Here is a 14,221-nt window from a genome sequence, read left to right on the forward strand (position 1 = left end):
GGCACCGGATTTGTTGGCGGCCTGTAAGGCGGCGCTTGTCGTGATGGAAGCAGAGGGCGCTGTGGTAACGAGCGAACTCCTTCAAGCCGCAATCTCTAGGGCTGAGCCTAACCCATGACCAAAGCAATGACACTCCATGACGAAATGCTGGAAGCGCTGAAAACCATTTCCCGGTGGTCAGGGGTTATCCAGGTGAACGTCAGGTTTGAAAGCGAACACAAACAAAACGGCGTTCTTGCCGCGCTTGATGAAGTCGACAAAGCCATATCCCGCGCCCAGGCAGAGAAGGCAGCAGAGCCTACCCTGCGTGAAGCGCTGGAAGGACTGCACAAGGCGGGGAAGGAAGTGAGCGACAGAGGCGCAACGCCAGGGCCGCATTTTACGCGCTTAACCATGGCGTTGCTCAAAGCCAATTCCGCACTTAGTAAAGCCGCCCCGACAGAGGACTGAGCCATGCCCACTTGTAAAACAGATTTGGAAGTCAGGCTGTTTCAAGCCCTCAAGCGTATCACGAAATACACGCCGCCAGACAACCTTCGCCGTCATGCCGAGGACGCATACGGATTGGAGGCAGACGAGGCCATTGAGATGGCATACGAGAACGTTCTGTCCGAGGCCAAGAGTGCTGTCAAAGGCGTTCGCGCAAGGTCTGCTCTCTCTCCTGCGGGAGAGAAGCCGTGACTAAGAAGTGCTTCGACTGCGGAAAAGCCCTGACGTGGGTTGGCTCTGGCCCAGACTGGATGAACAGCGACCAGTGGGATGCGGTGAAGGCAGGCGACTGGTTTGCAGAGTGTGACAAAGCCAGCCATCCGAATGGCCGGTGCTATTTCCGTGAAACGCGCGGTGTCCCGACACTAAAGCCAAAAGCTCCTGCGGGAGAGAAGCAATGAAGGACGACATCAACACAGTTCGTCGCGCTCTGGCCGATGCAAAACAAACCGCAGTCGTTCGAGAGGACGGGCTTATAGCAGCCGACTCTACAGGTGCCGGTGTCTACGACTTCGATAGGAAACGCGGCGTCATCCAAGGCGATATCATCAACGGCGGCGCAGCCATCAGGGCTTTTGAGCGGCTTGTTGAACGTCTAAACGCCCTCCCGCCAATGCCGGAAGAAGAGCCCCAACACGAATGCATGTGCCACCTGATGCGCGGCGAAACCTGCGCTTATTGCAATGAGCAGCTTGCACAGGAGGGAGAGTAGATGCGGACTGAGAAGCTTCGCGCCGTCACTGTCTCAATGGGCGAAACCTACAACGAGCACTTTGAGGTTGGCCTAGGTGACGTTACGTCCATCGAATGGGGCACGATTAACGGCCACATGGCACACCTCGACACTGTGCGGGTTTTTGTGAACGGCAAGCTGAGTTCAGAGCATCCGTTCTGTAACTGCCTGAGTGTGTTCTTCGTCCCACAGGAGGGAGAGTAGATGAACCAGACCCCGCGCGAAATCGCCAAAGAACTATCACAGATGATGCAATGCAACTGCGACTTGGACAATTGGGAGCCAGAACAAGACACCGGGCATTCCTGGGTCTGCGGCATTCACAACGCAACCCTGCTACGCCTCGGAAAGAATGCTCCACGACCGGATTCAATCGAAGTGTCAAAACGGCGCTTTCGAGAGCGGCAGGAATGGGCAAAGAAGTTTGCGCCGCCAAACGCGCAAAAGTGTCCGTCATGACCTTAGCCAGCATTCCTAAATGGGGTGACGCCTGCACGCGCGAACGCTGTGCCGCCTGCCATCAGCCAAGCCCGGTTGGATTCCATGTCCCGAATGACGTGTGGGAAGCGGTTGTCCATCCGTCTCTGCGAAACTCAATTCTCTGCCTGCCGTGCTTCGTATCCCGGGCCGACGAGAAGTTCATTGCCTGGGATGAAGTTATCGGGCTCTACCCAGTGAGCCTACGCACTGTGTTGGACAGGCGCGTTGCCCTCACTACCCAGCAGGCCGGGGAGAAAGGGTGATGGGTACTAGCCTTTTCTGGTTCAGCTTTCTCATCACGACCGCTGTCTACGGAATCGGGGTTGCCATGGGCTGGTGGGCCCGTGGAAGAGCAGAAAAGAACATGCGCCAGCATCAACAGGAGCGCCCCAATGAGTGAGAAGCATACGCCAGAGCCTTGGGACGTAGTTCGTGCCTCCCTACGCTTCACTGCTGGCTATTCCACAAAAGCCCTTGAAGGCACGACGCTGGATGAGGTGGTGAGGGCATTCCGGCGGCTTCACGGCGAAGTCACCTTAAATGATTCAGCCTATGGCGGAACCGATGCCTATTACGCAAATGCCGCCCTCCTCGCAAAGCTCACCAAGGAGAGTGAGTGACATGACCTATGAGGACAGCCATTGGCTCGAAGACGAGGATGAGGACATTAGCTGTCCGACCTGCAAGGGCAGCGGTTACGTCAACCCGCTCACAGCGCCAAAGGGGTTCTTCTGCGTCAGTACGACGGAATGCCCGCACTGTGACGGAACGGGGGAAACCCAATGACCACCACTTCACAGCTTGAGCCCTGCCCGTTTTGCAGGGCTGACTTGGGCCTGGAGGCCGTTCCTGAGAACCATTGGAAGCACCCCTATAACGGCTGCGTCTTAGAAGGCCATAGCGTCACGTATGACGAGGAGACAGCCTGGAACACCCGCTCCAACTCCACCAGCGACGCTGCTGTCCCCCGCCAGCCCGCCACGCCAGGAATATCCGGTGCCTCACAACAAGCTGCTGTTGATTCAGGGAAGCTGCGAGGCTCCATGGACCTCCAGCCCGCAGACAGCAGCGGCTTTGCGGCAACGCCGGAACAAGCAGAAGCCATGGCCGATGCTATCTGGCAATTACTGGACGACATGCAATTTCAGGATATCGGCGGTTACGTCTGCGGCGGGGCAATCCAGCAGGCCAAGGAGGCAATAGAGCCCTTTGCAGACAATCTAGAGCTTGAACCTCACGAAAGAGCAAAACCCTACGGCGGCTATGCGGCTGGGGTGGCTAAGTGCGTGGAGGAAATCAAAGAGCAATTGGCCAAACAGAGGGCGTTTAGAACGTCAAAGCACGCGCAAGGTAATGCCGGTAAGGTCCACACAGCGACCGTCGCAATACTGACGCTAGAAGAACTACTCGAAAACCTCTTAATCCTCTCCCCCGCCCCACAGCCCGATACGGGACTGGTGGAAGCTGTCGAGAAGGCTCTCAAACATGCCGATGGCAATGGAATGCAGGGGTGGCCGGTTTTCGTCGCCCTGCGCAAGGCCCTCCAAGCCCAGGAGAAGCAGCCATGAGAATCAAGCCCATTCTCTTCTCCGAGCCGATGGTGCGGGCGATCCTTGACAGCAGGAAGTCGCAGACAAGGCGGGTGCTGAAAACGCAGCCGGAGTCTCACCTGCGGTTCTCGGTTCTGCACGACGACGTTGCCATCTTTCGCACGCACGGCGGGATGCGCCAGGACGTGAAGGTTCCCTACGCCCCCGGCGACCGGCTCTGGGTCCGGGAGACGCACAGCATTGTACCCAAGACGGCTTATTGGCACGACGGATCGATCCCCCATCAGGAGAACGGCGACAACTGGGCCGTCTACCGCGAGGGCTGGGAGAGATCGGCCCCGACCTGGAAACCCTCCATCCACATGACCCGCTGGGCGTCTCGGCTCACCCTGGAAGTGACCGCCGTCAAGGTCGAGCGCGTGCAGGATATCAACGAAGCGGATGGAAGGGCGGAGGGTGTCGAGCACTTCGGTATTGGCTGGCGGGCATTCAAAGGTGAGCCACCCGTTTTGCACGCCCGGTACGCATTCCAAGACTTGTGGAACTCCCTCAACGCCAAGCGCGGCTATGGCTGGGACGTAAACCCCTGGGTAGTTGCTATCACCTTCAAGGCCCATCACTGCAACATCGATGCAATGGAGCCCCAGCCATGACCCACCCCCGCCTTATCGTGAACAACGATGAGCCCGCGGCCGAGCAGCAGAAAGACGCGCAGCGCCAGGCTGAGGCCAAGCCCGATCCTGTCTTCTCGTTCATAGGAAAGCTTGTGGTCGTGGCCTTCTTCTACATCGTCTGCATTGCAGCAATAGGATTGAGCGAGTGACCATCATCGACCGCGCCGGCCTGTTCGATATCTCAGAAGCGACTTATCACGCCGATCCTGTGAAGGTGCCATCGCTCTCCAGTTCCATCGGCAAGAAGCTCATCAACCAGTCGCCGCGACATGCCTTCGACGCCCACCCCAGGCTAAACCCTGACCACCAGGTCGAGAACCGTACCATCTACGACCTGGGCAGCGCCGCTCATAAGATCATGCTGGGTAAGGGCGCTGAGTTGGTGGTGATCGACGCCGCCGACTACAAGACGAAGGCCGCCAAGGAAGCCCGAGACGACGCCTATGCCGCCGGCAACACGCCGTTGTTGCCTCACCAGTACGAGAACGCATTAGCCATGGTGAAGGTCGGCCGACAGCAGCTAGACGCCCACGAAGACGCCTCCGTCGCATTCACCGATGGCAAACCGGAAGTTATGATGGTTTGGCAGGAGGGTGATGTTTGGTGCCGCGCTTTGCTCGATTGGCTGCCCAACACGGGCCGCGTCTTCCACGATTACAAAACTACAGCCATGAGCGCGAACCCAGAAACGTATGGCCGCACGCTGTTCAATCTCGGCTTCGACTTCCAAAGCGCGTTCTATCGCCGCGGCATTCGCGCCGTGATGGGGATAGCCGATCCAATCTTCGAATTTGTCGTCCAGGAGAATACGGCGCCCCATGCGCTCTCTGTCGTCGGGTTGCCTCCCGCCGCCCTGGACGAAGCGGAAATCGACGTGCAGCGCGCCATTGACCTCTGGAACACCTGTCTATCCAACGACTGTTGGCCCGGCTATTCCCGCCGAACCTATTACGTCGACCCGCCCGGCTATCTCATGGCGCAACGCCTTGACCGCGAGGCCCGCGACAGCCTGCAGACCGTCGAGCCCGGCAAGGAAATGCTTGGGACCATGATGGACTGGCAGCGACCACTTGCAAAAGGAGACGCAGCTTGAGCTATACATTTCGCCCCGCTGTCCGAGAACAGTGTCACACGTTGACCGGCTTCGCTGGCCCATCCGGATCCGGCAAGACCTACTCGGCGCTCCTCTTTTCGCAGGGTTTGGCTGAGGGCCGGCCCATTGCCATGATCGATACCGAGGGCGGGCGCGGCCTGCACTACGCCGATCAGTTCGACTATCTCTACTCCGAACTGAACGCACCCTTTACGCCGCTGCGATACCTTGAGGCCATCAAGGCCGCCGCTGATGCCGGCGCAGGCGTGATCATTGTCGACAGCACCAGTCACGAACATGAGGGCCCCGGTGGCGTGCTGGAAATGCACGAAACCGAGCTGGACCGAATGGCCGGTGACGACTGGCGCAAGCGCGAGGCGTGCAACTTCGGGGCTTGGAAGAAACCGAAGGCCGAACACAACCGCTTCGTCAACGAAGTGCTGCAGATCAAGGCGCATCTGGTGTTCTGCTTCCGGGCCCGCGAAAAGCTGAAGCTGGTGAAGAACGCGAGGGGAAAGATGGAGCCTGTACCTCAGGGCTGGCAGCCGATCTGCACAAGCTCATTCGAGTACGAAATGACAGCGCTCCTGATGCTCCCGCCCAACAGCATGGGCAAACCCGATTTCCAGGAGGGCGCCACCAAGCTCCAGGAGCAGCATCGACCGATCTTCAATACCGGCGGCGCGATCACAGCCGATATGGGCAAGCGCCTGGCCATGTGGGCTGCCGGCGCTCAGCAGACCAGCAAGGACCGGCAAGGCATTCCCAACGAGGACTCCGCCAAGCTCCTATCAGACGCCCGGGAAGTAGCCACGCTGGGCCGAGACGCCATGAACAAGCACTGGCAGTCACTCGACAAGGCTGAAAGGTCAGTCGTCGTGTCCATCCTGGATGAGCTGAAAGAAACCGCCAGAAAGGCGGATGAAACCGGCAGCGAGGATGCTGTTCAGAACGACGACCTCTTCGCAGATGACGAAGCGCCCGCCGACGCCCCGGCGACAGAGGAACCGCCCACCGCGGACGAACGCAGCGAAGCCGAATCCTTGGTCTCAAACATGACCGCAGCATTGAAGCGCTGCGACTCGGTTATGGCCGTGGACAAGCTTTGGAAGAACTACGCCGACCAGATCAAAGCCCTTCCCGAGGATCAGCGTAAGGAGCTGCAGGATGTCCGCTCGAAGCGCGACGAAGAACTGATGCCCAGGAAGGCCGGATAACAATGCCTGACCTTCCCCGCACCCCCAAGGCGTTCGCGAAGCGCTGGCCAGCGTTCAAGGGCTGGCTTCAGGCACGGGGCTCTGAGGTTCGCACACCGACGAACCAGTACGAGCTGGCCCGCTTCACAACACCGGAGGGTGTCGGAGTGGTGTACCGCAACGGAAGAGAAGTCATATCCGCCTGGAAGGGTGGCGCTGATGACGCTTTCTCCGCGTTCCTGGACGCCAAGCCGTGGCGCGTTGGCGTGAAGACGAAGACGCCCGGCAAGTCAAAGAGAGATCGGCGGATCAACGATATCATGGACCGCGACGGCAACGCCTGTTGCTACTGCGGCGGGCTCTTTGCGCCTCGTGGTGAGTTTGCCAGCCCCGGCAAGAAGATGACGATTGAACACTTCGTTCCGCGCACCAACGGCGGGCCGGACAATCTGGCCAACTCCGCCCTCGCACATCAGGACTGCAACAACCGGGCAGGCAATCTGTCGGTCGCCGAGAAAATGCGGCTTCGAGATGAAATGAGGGAGGGCTGAAATGGGCGAGACTACCAAGATCGGCTGGGTGCGGAACACAGACGGCTCAAAGGGCGCGACCATCAACTTTTGGATCGGCTGTACCGAAGTCAGCGACGAATGCGACAACTGCTATGCTCGCGAACTGTCCGAGCGCTATGGCTGGGCAGAGTGGGGGGCCGGCCAGCCGAGATACAAGACCAAGGGCGCGGTCAAGAACGTCCGGGCGCTGGCGCGCAAGGCCGCGGCCCGCGCCGCGAAGGAGCCTGGCTACCGGACCCGCGCCTTCACCAACAGCCTCAGCGACTTTTTTGATACCGAGATCGATCGGGCCTGGCGCGAGGAAGCACTGGACGAAATCGATGCCGCGCCCTTCGTAGACCTCCTGATTCTCACCAAGCGCCCGAAAGTAGCGCAGCAGGTCATGCAGGAGCGCTACGGCAACCAAGCGCCCAAGAACATCTGGATCGGCACCACTGCGGGCACTCAGAAGATGTGGGACCTCCGAATTCCCATCCTCGGCAAAACGCCCGCCGCCGTGCGCTTTGTCAGCGTTGAGCCCATGCTCGAGGGGATCGACCCGGGTAATGCGTTCGATCCGCCCATCAGCGATGACGGCTTCCAGCCCGTTGGCTGGGTTATCTGCGGTGGGGAAAGTGGAACCATGGCGCGGACCTTCGATGTGGCCAATGCCCGCGCTCTCCGGGACCAGTGCAGATGGTCTGGAGTTCCCTTCTTCATGAAGCAGCTTGGCGCCCGCGCGGTGGATGAGATCAACGGTATTGCTGGCCGCAGCCTGAAAGTGGATCCGGATGTCGAAGCGATAATCAGGCGCCTCAAAAACCCTGCTGGCGCCGATCCCACCGAATGGCCCGCCGATCTGCGGGTACAGCAATTCCCGGAGGCAGCATGATCGATACAGTCTATCTCTGGCTGCAGCACCAGATCACCCAAAACGATGTCTTCGCCGGGCTGCTTGGCGGGTCGGTGGTCGCTTCGGTTCTTTTCGGACTAAGGTCCGTTCCCGGCCGCCTTTGGCAAATCTACCTTTATCAGTTCACCGTCGAACTGGTTGTCCGAGACGTAGACGACTCATTTATGTGGATCAACGAGTGGCTTTCAAAGCAGTCCTACTCCAAGCGGAGCCGGCGCCTGTCTATCAGAACCATGCATGACCGTGACGGTGACCATTGGACTGTCTCAGCGGGTTTTGGGCGGCACTACTTTTGGCACCAGGGCCGTCTCCTTTGCGTCGAACGGTCGCTCACCGACGCGCCGGCCAGCACGGGCCAACAGAGGGAAAGCTTCAACCTACGCATGGCGACGCGGGATCAATCGAGAATGCGGGCACTCATTCAAGAAGCCCGTAGCCAGCGCGACGAGATCGACCGAACCGACGTTTGGACCTTTGAAGACTACTGGTCGAGAACAGCGCGCCGGATTCCACGTCCCATTGATTCCGTGATCCTGCCAGATGACCAGATGTCCCGCATTACTGAGCGGGTTGACTGGTTCGAGAAAGCCCAACCCTGGCACGTCGACCGCGGCATTCCATACCGCTTTGGCATCCTGCTCAGCGGACCGCCCGGCTGCGGCAAGACATCAATCGCGGCCGCGCTGGCAGCCTATCTGCGCCGCCCCATCTATGCGCTCAATCTCGGGTCGCTTGATGATGACAATGCCCTGGTGAAGGCAATGATTTCGGTTCCGTCTAACGCCGTATTGCTTCTTGAAGACATCGACGCGGCAAGGTCGTCCGGTAGCCGCACAGCAGAAACCGAAGGCAAGGACGAGCCCAAGGGGATCACGCTCAGCGCATTGTTGAATTCTCTGGACGGGGTGATAGCAACGGAGGGCCGTATCCTGGTCATGACGACGAATTTCCCCGACAAGCTGGACGCCGCCCTGATCAGGCCCGGCCGGGTTGATCTTTCTGAGCACATAGGGCCGCTTGGGGCCAATGAGGCGCGACGGCTCTTCCTGCGCTTCTTCCCCGAAGCCGAGACGATGGCCAGCATGCTGACCGAGGCGAGCTATGAGCCCCGCCCTGCTGCGGTCCTGCAAGGCCAACTGATGAGGCTGTCAGACCAACCTCTGCAAGCGTTGGAAGCGATCACCATCAGAGCGGAGGCAGCATGACCCCCAAAGCATCCGTCGCCGCCGCTGCCCTTGAACTGATCAAGGCCGTGATCCTGTCCGGCAAGGACGGGGCCGAAATGGAGATTGGCCCGGTCCACCAGGTCGGGGTTCAGATCCATGGGAAATGGCGGGTTACTGTCGAGAGGGTGGAGGAGATAGAAAATGGCTAACTCAGTGTTTGATGTGGTCCGCATAGGGGGCGTTGAGTGCATCGGCCTTGCCTGCGGCACTTGCGGCGTCCACTTTGCGATGCCACTAGTCCAATACGAAACGCACCGCAAAGAGGGCGGATATCACACCTGTCCCAACGGCCATAGTCGCGGCTGGAGCGACCGCAATTGCGAAACTGCCGTCGACAAGATTCGCCGCGAACGGGACCGCCTGCAGCAGCGACAAGCCCAGCTTCAAGACCAGATAGAGGGTGAACGCCGCCGCACTGCCGCTGCCAAAGGTCAGGTAACAAAGCTCAAGAACCGCGCCGCCGCCGGTGTCTGCCCCTGCTGCAACCGGTCTTTCGTCAACCTGCAGCGCCACATGAAGACCAAACATCCGGATTTCGCGGAGGGCCAGAAGCCGGACTTGAAAGTCGTCGGGAAGGCCTGATGGGCGAAGCAACAACCATGGCTGACGATATGCGCGTTGACAGGGTTTGTGAGCGTCTGGGCAAATCAAAGTCCTGGCTCGACGACTGGTTGTCTCGCCACCCCGATCATCACTATCATGACTTCCTGGGGAGGGATCGAGTATGGACGGAAAGTCAGTTTCAGCAGCTTCGAGGGGCGATCAAAACCGAGTCAGCGGCCTCCAAGTCAAGACCGAGGGAAAGAAACTCTGGCTCAAAGGGACGGTCCGCGCCGGCAAGAAATCGCGACGAATCCGCGAAAGTACTGGCCTTGATTGCCGAACGAGAGGCGCGCGCCAGCTCGCAGAATCGCTCAGGATCACCAGGGAAAAGGAAGTCCTCGACGAGCTCGTCCACGGGTCGGTCCCGGCGGTCACCTTCTCCACGGCTGCGGCCGGTTACCTGAAGACGGTTCCAAACCTTGGAAAGACAGACCACGACAACGTCAAGGCGTTGATCAAGCGATTTGGAGGGGTGGTCGTTTCAGCCCTAAGTGCCGAGGATATCAACGCTTTCTATGATGACCGGTATCCCAAACACGCCGCGAGTACGATCCAGCGCCATCAGACCAGCCTCCGTTCAATTCTAAGCCACGCCCAAGAGCAAGGCTGGCTGGCACTCCCGCCGCCTTATGCCCGGCCAAAGACAACGATTAAGAAGGGCAAGCACGCCAACAAGATGTTCCTGCCCGGCGAAGGTGAGCGGATCGTTGACGCAGCCGATATCCGCGGCCAGGCCATCCTGGCAACGCTCTTCGTGACCGGCGCCCGGGTGGCCCAAGCGCTCTATCTACCCAAGGAAAGTTTCATTCTGGCACCAGGCCGGAGTCGGATTTTCTTCCCAGACAGTAAAAACGACAACGCCTACGACCGGGCATTGCACGACTACGCCCGCCAGAAGATCGAGGCGTGGCTGGAGGAACGAGGCGACGACGACGAGCCTGCCCTCTTCCTGACCGACAAGGGCCTGCCCTACGCCCCCCGCAGAGCCTCCGGCGGCCAGATCCGCAAACTGTTCAACAGCGCCCGCGACAAGGCTGTCGCCTCGCTCAAGGCGGCTGGTGAGCGAGATAGGGCCCGTTTCCTATCGTCGGCGACCCCACACTGGATGCGCCACAACTTCGCCAACCAGGTTCGCGCGGCCGGCGGCGACGTCAAGGACGTGATGGACGCCGGTATGTGGGAAGACGAGCGGATCGTTATCCGTCACTACTTCGGTGACGCGCCAAAGCGGGTGGAAGCAATGACGCGCGGCCTCGGCTTCGGCAGTTTTGTGACAGGATCGAAAAAGAAGGCGTGAACACCTGTGCAGAAACAACAGGATAAGAGCCGCGATTTCTCCCTTCACACGGGAGAGGTCACTGGTTCAATCCCAGTATCGCCCACCATTTCTTGGAATCTGGCGAAAGCGGAAAACACAGCTGCCCGCTGTCGGCTCCAATCGCCACCACCAATGCGCAGCCGACCGCCTTTAAGCGGAAGAACCTAAGCCCGCACCCACATACCTTGGTAGGCTTCGACGAGCTTCTCCCCTTCCCGTTGCCAATTGAACCGTTCGATCACTGCCTGCCGCCCCCGGCGCCCCATTTCAGCCGCCTCCTCCGGGTTCTCCAGGATTTGTTCGATCGCACCGGCGATTGCCGGCACGTCAAGCGGATCCACAAGAATACCGCAACGATAGTGCTCGACAATTTCGCGCCAATGCGGGAAGTCGGAAGCAATAACGGGGAGCCCTGCGGCCATGTACTCATAGAGTTTGTTGGGGCGGATTTTCAGGTAATTGTTCGTGGGATGGAGCAGAACGAGCCCAGCCCTTGCATTATCCAGTTCTTTGGCAAGCGCCGGTCCATCGAGCCAGCCGAGATAGCGCGATCTGCCGGAACCGTTCAGCCGCTGCACCCGCTCGGCATCATTTGACGTGAGGCTCCCGGCCAGATGCAAGGAGATACTGGTGGAATCATCCAGCATTGCCATTGCCTCAACCATTGAAAACAGGCCGCGCTGCTGGGTCAGGTCGCCATGGTAGAACACTCTTGCCGGGCGCTCCGACATCGCCGTCGCTTCGGCCAGGCTATAGTCCGGTACGATCGGGTAGTTCTTGACGACAACAGTTTGACCGGTTTCGAACTGGTCCTTCAGAACGTCATGAGCAACGACGGTCAGATTGGCGCGGCCCGCCGAGAAGGCCTCGCAGCGCCGCCATATTATCGACAGTAGCGGCCTTAGCAGCCGGGGAATCCAATCACGGTCGAGGATGACCATTGGATAGGACTCGTGGGCATCGTAGACCACGCGCCTGCCGAGAAGCTTCAAAATGAGCCCCAGCAGGATCAGTTCCGGGTCATGTAGATGATAAACGTCATAGCGTTGGCGAGCGCAAAACCAAGCCAGCCAGGGGAGACGGAAAAGGAACCGCCATGCCCGGGAACAAGGCTCACCATGCTCGATATATCCAAGGTCCGGATTTAGTTCGGCACCCGTCGCCCGGCAAAGGGCCAGAACCGTGACCCGATACCCGCGGCCAGCCAAGCTCGTCGCCTCTTTCTTTGAAATGCGTCCATCAGACACGCGATGGGCGGACGAAACATGAAGGACGCTTTTTCCACCACTGTTGCCGCTTTTACTAATGCTGCAGCGAACGCTCATCAGGCCTGTTTAGCCCTCTCTGTTGCGCCGCGTGTTCCCCCAGTCGATGGCTGGTGACGGTCGAGAGGGCCAAAACAAGAAACGTCCAAAAGGGACGATTATCGTTAATGTCTCCGCTGACGAATGCACAAACCAGCCAATACACTAAACCAGCAAGCACAATACAAAATGAAAGACCACCGCGGCGAGATGTTCTTTTATAGCTGGATAACAATACCCAACAAACGAGACAAGCGAAAAAGATGCCCCCCAACCAACCCGCCTCAACAGATATCTCCAATAGGATGTTGTGCGGATACAGGACCAAAGTCTCGCTGCCATGAAACACTTGAATAGTCTCGCTGAACCTTCCCCAACCGAGCCCGAAGGGGTGGTCGGCAATTGCCGCGACGGACTCTTTCCATACAGCCAGACGCGTTGCCTCGGAATCGCCCCACTCACCGGTCAGAAACCGGACCATACGTCGCCCGCCGCTGATGCCTATGTCGGAGAGCCAAGTCAGGCAGGCGGCAACACCACCCCCCGCCACCACAAGCGTCCACAGGGCACGGCGTCCCGGCGTCGAACCGAACTTGGGGGCCAAAGCAACAAAGCACACCGTAAAGATTGCGGCGACCAACGGACCTCTGGAGCCTGACAACACCAAACCCAACAAGGCAATGACAATTGGAATGACCACCTGCCAAACAGACAGCCGACCATACCAATAGAGGATCAAGAAGCAGACCACGGCAAAACCGCTTGCACGGGCCACCAGGATCGGATTGACGTTCCAGACCGAAGCCCTGTAGATGACTCCGTAGACTGCCATATCGAGCAAGGCAAAGGCCGCCATAAGTGTGCCCAGGCAAGCGACGGCAACCATGAAGACCAGCTTCTCGCGGTCTGTCTTGATCAGCACAAGCGAGGCAAAGACTGCCAAGGCCGTGAGGCTGAAAAGCCTCAGAGTTTTCTGGGTCGGATAATCGGCGAAGGCGCCTGGCCAGCGCAGACCGACAAGAAAAACGACAAACAATCCGGCCATCAAAACGCTGCCTGCCGGAAGGCGGCGTTCTTTGAAGACGGTCCAAAGGCACAACAGCACCGTCAGCACCGCAAATAAAAGCGTGATGTCCACTGGTACCGGCTCGAACACATCCGATGCTTTGTAGTATCCCGCGAAAACAAAAAGGAACAGGGTCAGGGGCCGTAGATAGGACGCGTTCAAACTCATGGTCCAGTGCTGCTGTGTTGTTGTCCCGGAACGACGATCAGAATGGGATATCCGATTGAAAAGCTGTAAACGGGCCAAACCAGCCAAAGGATTGACCACCAGGGCATCCCTGTCTACAGCCGCAGCAGGGCGAGTTTCGCGCCGAAGGCCAGGAAGACGGTACCGGTGAGGGCCTTGATAAGGCGCCGGAAGGCGCCGCTGCGCAGCCCCGACGACAGCCTGGCAAAGAGCAGAACCATAATGCCGAACCACATGGCGTTGATCAGGGTGTGCAGGAAGACCAGGAAGAATGCCGCCGTAACCGCCCCCTCGCCCGCGGGAATAAACTGGGGGAAAGCGGCCAGATAGAACATCGAGACCTTGGGGTTCAGGGCGTTGGTGAAAAACCCCTCGCCGAAGGCCTTCAACCAGCCACGCCGCCGGCTGGCCAGCGTCGGCTGCTGCGGCAAGGGCGATGATCCTTTCCAGGCCTCCCACAGCGCCTTGCAGCCAAGCCAGACCAGATAGGCCGCACCCAGAAGCTTGACCAACAGGAACAGCTCCGCCGACTGGACCAGGATCAGCGACAGCCCGAAGATCGACAGCGCGCCGTGAAGGTAGAAGGAGGTCACGAAGCCGGCGATGTTGGCGAAGCCGCCCTGGCGGCCGGAGGCGGGCACCGTTTTGGCAATCAACACGCCGTTCGGACCCGGCGACATCACCAGCAAGGCGGCCACCACGACAAAGGCAATTATTTCGGTCAGTCCCAGGGGCACCGCGTTTCCTTCCAAAAACTCTAAAGGCGGGTTCTTGCGAACGGGGTGCAGTCTACAGGTGCGGATGTGGGTTTGGCCACAGACCGGTGAGACCGACCGGCG

At 59.2% G+C, this 14,221-nt stretch carries 21 protein-coding genes; 18 read left to right on the top strand and 3 right to left on the bottom strand.

From position 1 onward, the window contains the following. Positions 1-114: 114 nt before the first annotated feature. The 18 genes from HBA54_RS19215 (at position 115) to HBA54_RS19295 (ending at position 10,805) form a co-directional block, all read left to right on the top strand. Positions 115-450, top strand: coding sequence for a hypothetical protein (locus tag HBA54_RS19215; RefSeq protein ID WP_167227658.1), 336 nt, complete (start codon positions 115-117; stop codon positions 448-450). Between the two features lie 436 nt (positions 451-886). Next, positions 887-1,201, top strand: a complete 315-nt coding sequence (locus HBA54_RS19220; RefSeq protein ID WP_167227659.1) for a hypothetical protein — start codon at positions 887-889, stop codon at positions 1,199-1,201. Then, on the top strand, positions 1,202-1,426 hold the full coding sequence (locus HBA54_RS19225) for a hypothetical protein (protein WP_167227660.1): 225 nt from the start codon (positions 1,202-1,204) through the stop codon (positions 1,424-1,426). Further along, complete coding sequence (locus tag HBA54_RS19230; protein WP_167227662.1) at positions 1,427-1,681, top strand: hypothetical protein; 255 nt, start codon at positions 1,427-1,429, stop codon at positions 1,679-1,681. 283 nt (positions 1,682-1,964) lie between these two features. Next, positions 1,965-2,102 carry a hypothetical protein gene (locus tag HBA54_RS19235; protein ID WP_167227664.1) on the top strand — a complete coding sequence of 46 codons (138 nt, stop codon included), beginning with the start codon at positions 1,965-1,967 and terminating at the stop codon, positions 2,100-2,102. After that, entirely contained in the window at positions 2,095-2,322 is a 228-nt protein-coding gene (locus tag HBA54_RS19240; protein ID WP_167227666.1) for a hypothetical protein, read from the top strand. The genes HBA54_RS19235 and HBA54_RS19240 overlap by 8 nt, the downstream gene beginning before the upstream one ends. Position 2,323: 1 nt before the next feature. Beyond that, on the top strand, positions 2,324-2,488 hold the full coding sequence (locus HBA54_RS29905) for a zinc finger domain-containing protein (protein ID WP_367575717.1): 165 nt from the start codon (positions 2,324-2,326) through the stop codon (positions 2,486-2,488). Continuing rightward, the gene (locus HBA54_RS19245; protein ID WP_167227668.1) at positions 2,485-3,270 is read left to right on the top strand and encodes a hypothetical protein; all 786 of its coding nucleotides are present in this window, start codon (positions 2,485-2,487) and stop codon (positions 3,268-3,270) included. Before HBA54_RS29905 ends, HBA54_RS19245 begins: the two co-directional genes overlap by 4 nt. Further along, a complete protein-coding gene (locus HBA54_RS19250) occupies positions 3,267-3,905 on the top strand; it encodes a hypothetical protein (RefSeq protein ID WP_167227670.1) in 639 nt (212 codons plus the stop codon). Before HBA54_RS19245 ends, HBA54_RS19250 begins: the two co-directional genes overlap by 4 nt. Continuing rightward, complete coding sequence (locus HBA54_RS19255) at positions 3,902-4,075, top strand: hypothetical protein (protein ID WP_167227672.1); 174 nt, start codon at positions 3,902-3,904, stop codon at positions 4,073-4,075. The genes HBA54_RS19250 and HBA54_RS19255 overlap by 4 nt, the downstream gene beginning before the upstream one ends. After that, positions 4,072-5,019 (top strand): PD-(D/E)XK nuclease-like domain-containing protein, encoded by a 948-nt coding sequence (locus tag HBA54_RS19260; RefSeq protein ID WP_167227674.1) that lies wholly within the window; start codon positions 4,072-4,074, stop codon positions 5,017-5,019. The genes HBA54_RS19255 and HBA54_RS19260 overlap by 4 nt, the downstream gene beginning before the upstream one ends. Further along, positions 5,016-6,236, top strand: coding sequence for an AAA family ATPase (locus tag HBA54_RS19265; protein ID WP_205944774.1), 1,221 nt, complete (start codon positions 5,016-5,018; stop codon positions 6,234-6,236). Before HBA54_RS19260 ends, HBA54_RS19265 begins: the two co-directional genes overlap by 4 nt. 2 nt (positions 6,237-6,238) lie before the next feature. Beyond that, positions 6,239-6,766 carry an HNH endonuclease gene (locus HBA54_RS19270; RefSeq protein WP_167227676.1) on the top strand — a complete coding sequence of 176 codons (528 nt, stop codon included), beginning with the start codon at positions 6,239-6,241 and terminating at the stop codon, positions 6,764-6,766. Between the two features lies 1 nt (position 6,767). After that, positions 6,768-7,658 (top strand): DUF5131 family protein, encoded by an 891-nt coding sequence (locus tag HBA54_RS19275; protein ID WP_167227677.1) that lies wholly within the window; start codon positions 6,768-6,770, stop codon positions 7,656-7,658. Next, positions 7,655-8,884 (top strand): BCS1 and AAA domain-containing protein, encoded by a 1,230-nt coding sequence (locus HBA54_RS19280; protein ID WP_167227679.1) that lies wholly within the window; start codon positions 7,655-7,657, stop codon positions 8,882-8,884. Before HBA54_RS19275 ends, HBA54_RS19280 begins: the two co-directional genes overlap by 4 nt. After that, positions 8,881-9,054 carry a hypothetical protein gene (locus tag HBA54_RS19285; protein WP_167227681.1) on the top strand — a complete coding sequence of 58 codons (174 nt, stop codon included), beginning with the start codon at positions 8,881-8,883 and terminating at the stop codon, positions 9,052-9,054. Before HBA54_RS19280 ends, HBA54_RS19285 begins: the two co-directional genes overlap by 4 nt. Before the next feature lie 4 nt (positions 9,055-9,058). After that, positions 9,059-9,487 (top strand): hypothetical protein, encoded by a 429-nt coding sequence (locus tag HBA54_RS19290; RefSeq protein WP_167227683.1) that lies wholly within the window; start codon positions 9,059-9,061, stop codon positions 9,485-9,487. A gap of 142 nt (positions 9,488-9,629) precedes the next feature. Then, entirely contained in the window at positions 9,630-10,805 is a 1,176-nt protein-coding gene (locus HBA54_RS19295; protein ID WP_167227685.1) for a tyrosine-type recombinase/integrase, read from the top strand. A gap of 185 nt (positions 10,806-10,990) precedes the next feature. Here the strand turns inward: HBA54_RS19295 and HBA54_RS19300 are convergent, their stop codons facing one another. The 3 genes from HBA54_RS19300 to HBA54_RS19310 are packed head-to-tail and all read right to left on the bottom strand — an operon-like array spanning position 10,991 to position 14,119. Beyond that, on the bottom strand, positions 10,991-12,151 hold the full coding sequence (locus HBA54_RS19300; RefSeq protein ID WP_167227687.1) for a glycosyltransferase family 4 protein: 1,161 nt from the start codon (positions 12,149-12,151) through the stop codon (positions 10,991-10,993). Then, on the bottom strand, positions 12,129-13,463 hold the full coding sequence (locus tag HBA54_RS29720) for an O-antigen ligase family protein (RefSeq protein ID WP_167227689.1): 1,335 nt from the start codon (positions 13,461-13,463) through the stop codon (positions 12,129-12,131). The genes HBA54_RS19300 and HBA54_RS29720 overlap by 23 nt, the downstream gene beginning before the upstream one ends. A gap of 14 nt (positions 13,464-13,477) precedes the next feature. Continuing rightward, on the bottom strand, positions 13,478-14,119 hold the full coding sequence (locus HBA54_RS19310; RefSeq protein ID WP_322096074.1) for a LysE family translocator: 642 nt from the start codon (positions 14,117-14,119) through the stop codon (positions 13,478-13,480). Between the last annotated feature and the right edge of the window lie 102 nt (positions 14,120-14,221).

The sequence above is a fragment of the Pelagibius litoralis genome, from assembly GCF_011683915.1.
GTDB lineage: Bacteria > Pseudomonadota > Alphaproteobacteria > Kiloniellales > Kiloniellaceae > Pelagibius > Pelagibius litoralis.

Bases quoted from the DNA above. Each gene is read 5' to 3' on its own strand.
- HBA54_RS19215 (WP_167227658.1), top strand. From the start codon at position 115: ATGACCAAAGCAATGACACTCCATGACGAAATGCTGGAAGCGCTGAAA.
- HBA54_RS19220 (WP_167227659.1), top strand. From the start codon at position 887: ATGAAGGACGACATCAACACAGTTCGTCGCGCTCTGGCCGATGCAAAA.
- HBA54_RS19225 (WP_167227660.1), top strand. From the start codon at position 1,202: ATGCGGACTGAGAAGCTTCGCGCCGTCACTGTCTCAATGGGCGAAACC.
- HBA54_RS19230 (WP_167227662.1), top strand. From the start codon at position 1,427: ATGAACCAGACCCCGCGCGAAATCGCCAAAGAACTATCACAGATGATG.
- HBA54_RS19235 (WP_167227664.1), top strand. From the start codon at position 1,965: ATGGGTACTAGCCTTTTCTGGTTCAGCTTTCTCATCACGACCGCTGTC.
- HBA54_RS19240 (WP_167227666.1), top strand. From the start codon at position 2,095: ATGAGTGAGAAGCATACGCCAGAGCCTTGGGACGTAGTTCGTGCCTCC.
- HBA54_RS29905 (WP_367575717.1), top strand. From the start codon at position 2,324: ATGACCTATGAGGACAGCCATTGGCTCGAAGACGAGGATGAGGACATT.
- HBA54_RS19245 (WP_167227668.1), top strand. From the start codon at position 2,485: ATGACCACCACTTCACAGCTTGAGCCCTGCCCGTTTTGCAGGGCTGAC.
- HBA54_RS19250 (WP_167227670.1), top strand. From the start codon at position 3,267: ATGAGAATCAAGCCCATTCTCTTCTCCGAGCCGATGGTGCGGGCGATC.
- HBA54_RS19255 (WP_167227672.1), top strand. From the start codon at position 3,902: ATGACCCACCCCCGCCTTATCGTGAACAACGATGAGCCCGCGGCCGAG.
- HBA54_RS19270 (WP_167227676.1), top strand. From the start codon at position 6,239: ATGCCTGACCTTCCCCGCACCCCCAAGGCGTTCGCGAAGCGCTGGCCA.
- HBA54_RS19275 (WP_167227677.1), top strand. From the start codon at position 6,768: ATGGGCGAGACTACCAAGATCGGCTGGGTGCGGAACACAGACGGCTCA.
- HBA54_RS19280 (WP_167227679.1), top strand. From the start codon at position 7,655: ATGATCGATACAGTCTATCTCTGGCTGCAGCACCAGATCACCCAAAAC.
- HBA54_RS19285 (WP_167227681.1), top strand. From the start codon at position 8,881: ATGACCCCCAAAGCATCCGTCGCCGCCGCTGCCCTTGAACTGATCAAG.
- HBA54_RS19295 (WP_167227685.1), top strand. From the start codon at position 9,630: ATGGACGGAAAGTCAGTTTCAGCAGCTTCGAGGGGCGATCAAAACCGA.
- HBA54_RS19300 (WP_167227687.1), bottom strand. From the start codon at position 12,151: ATGAGCGTTCGCTGCAGCATTAGTAAAAGCGGCAACAGTGGTGGAAAA.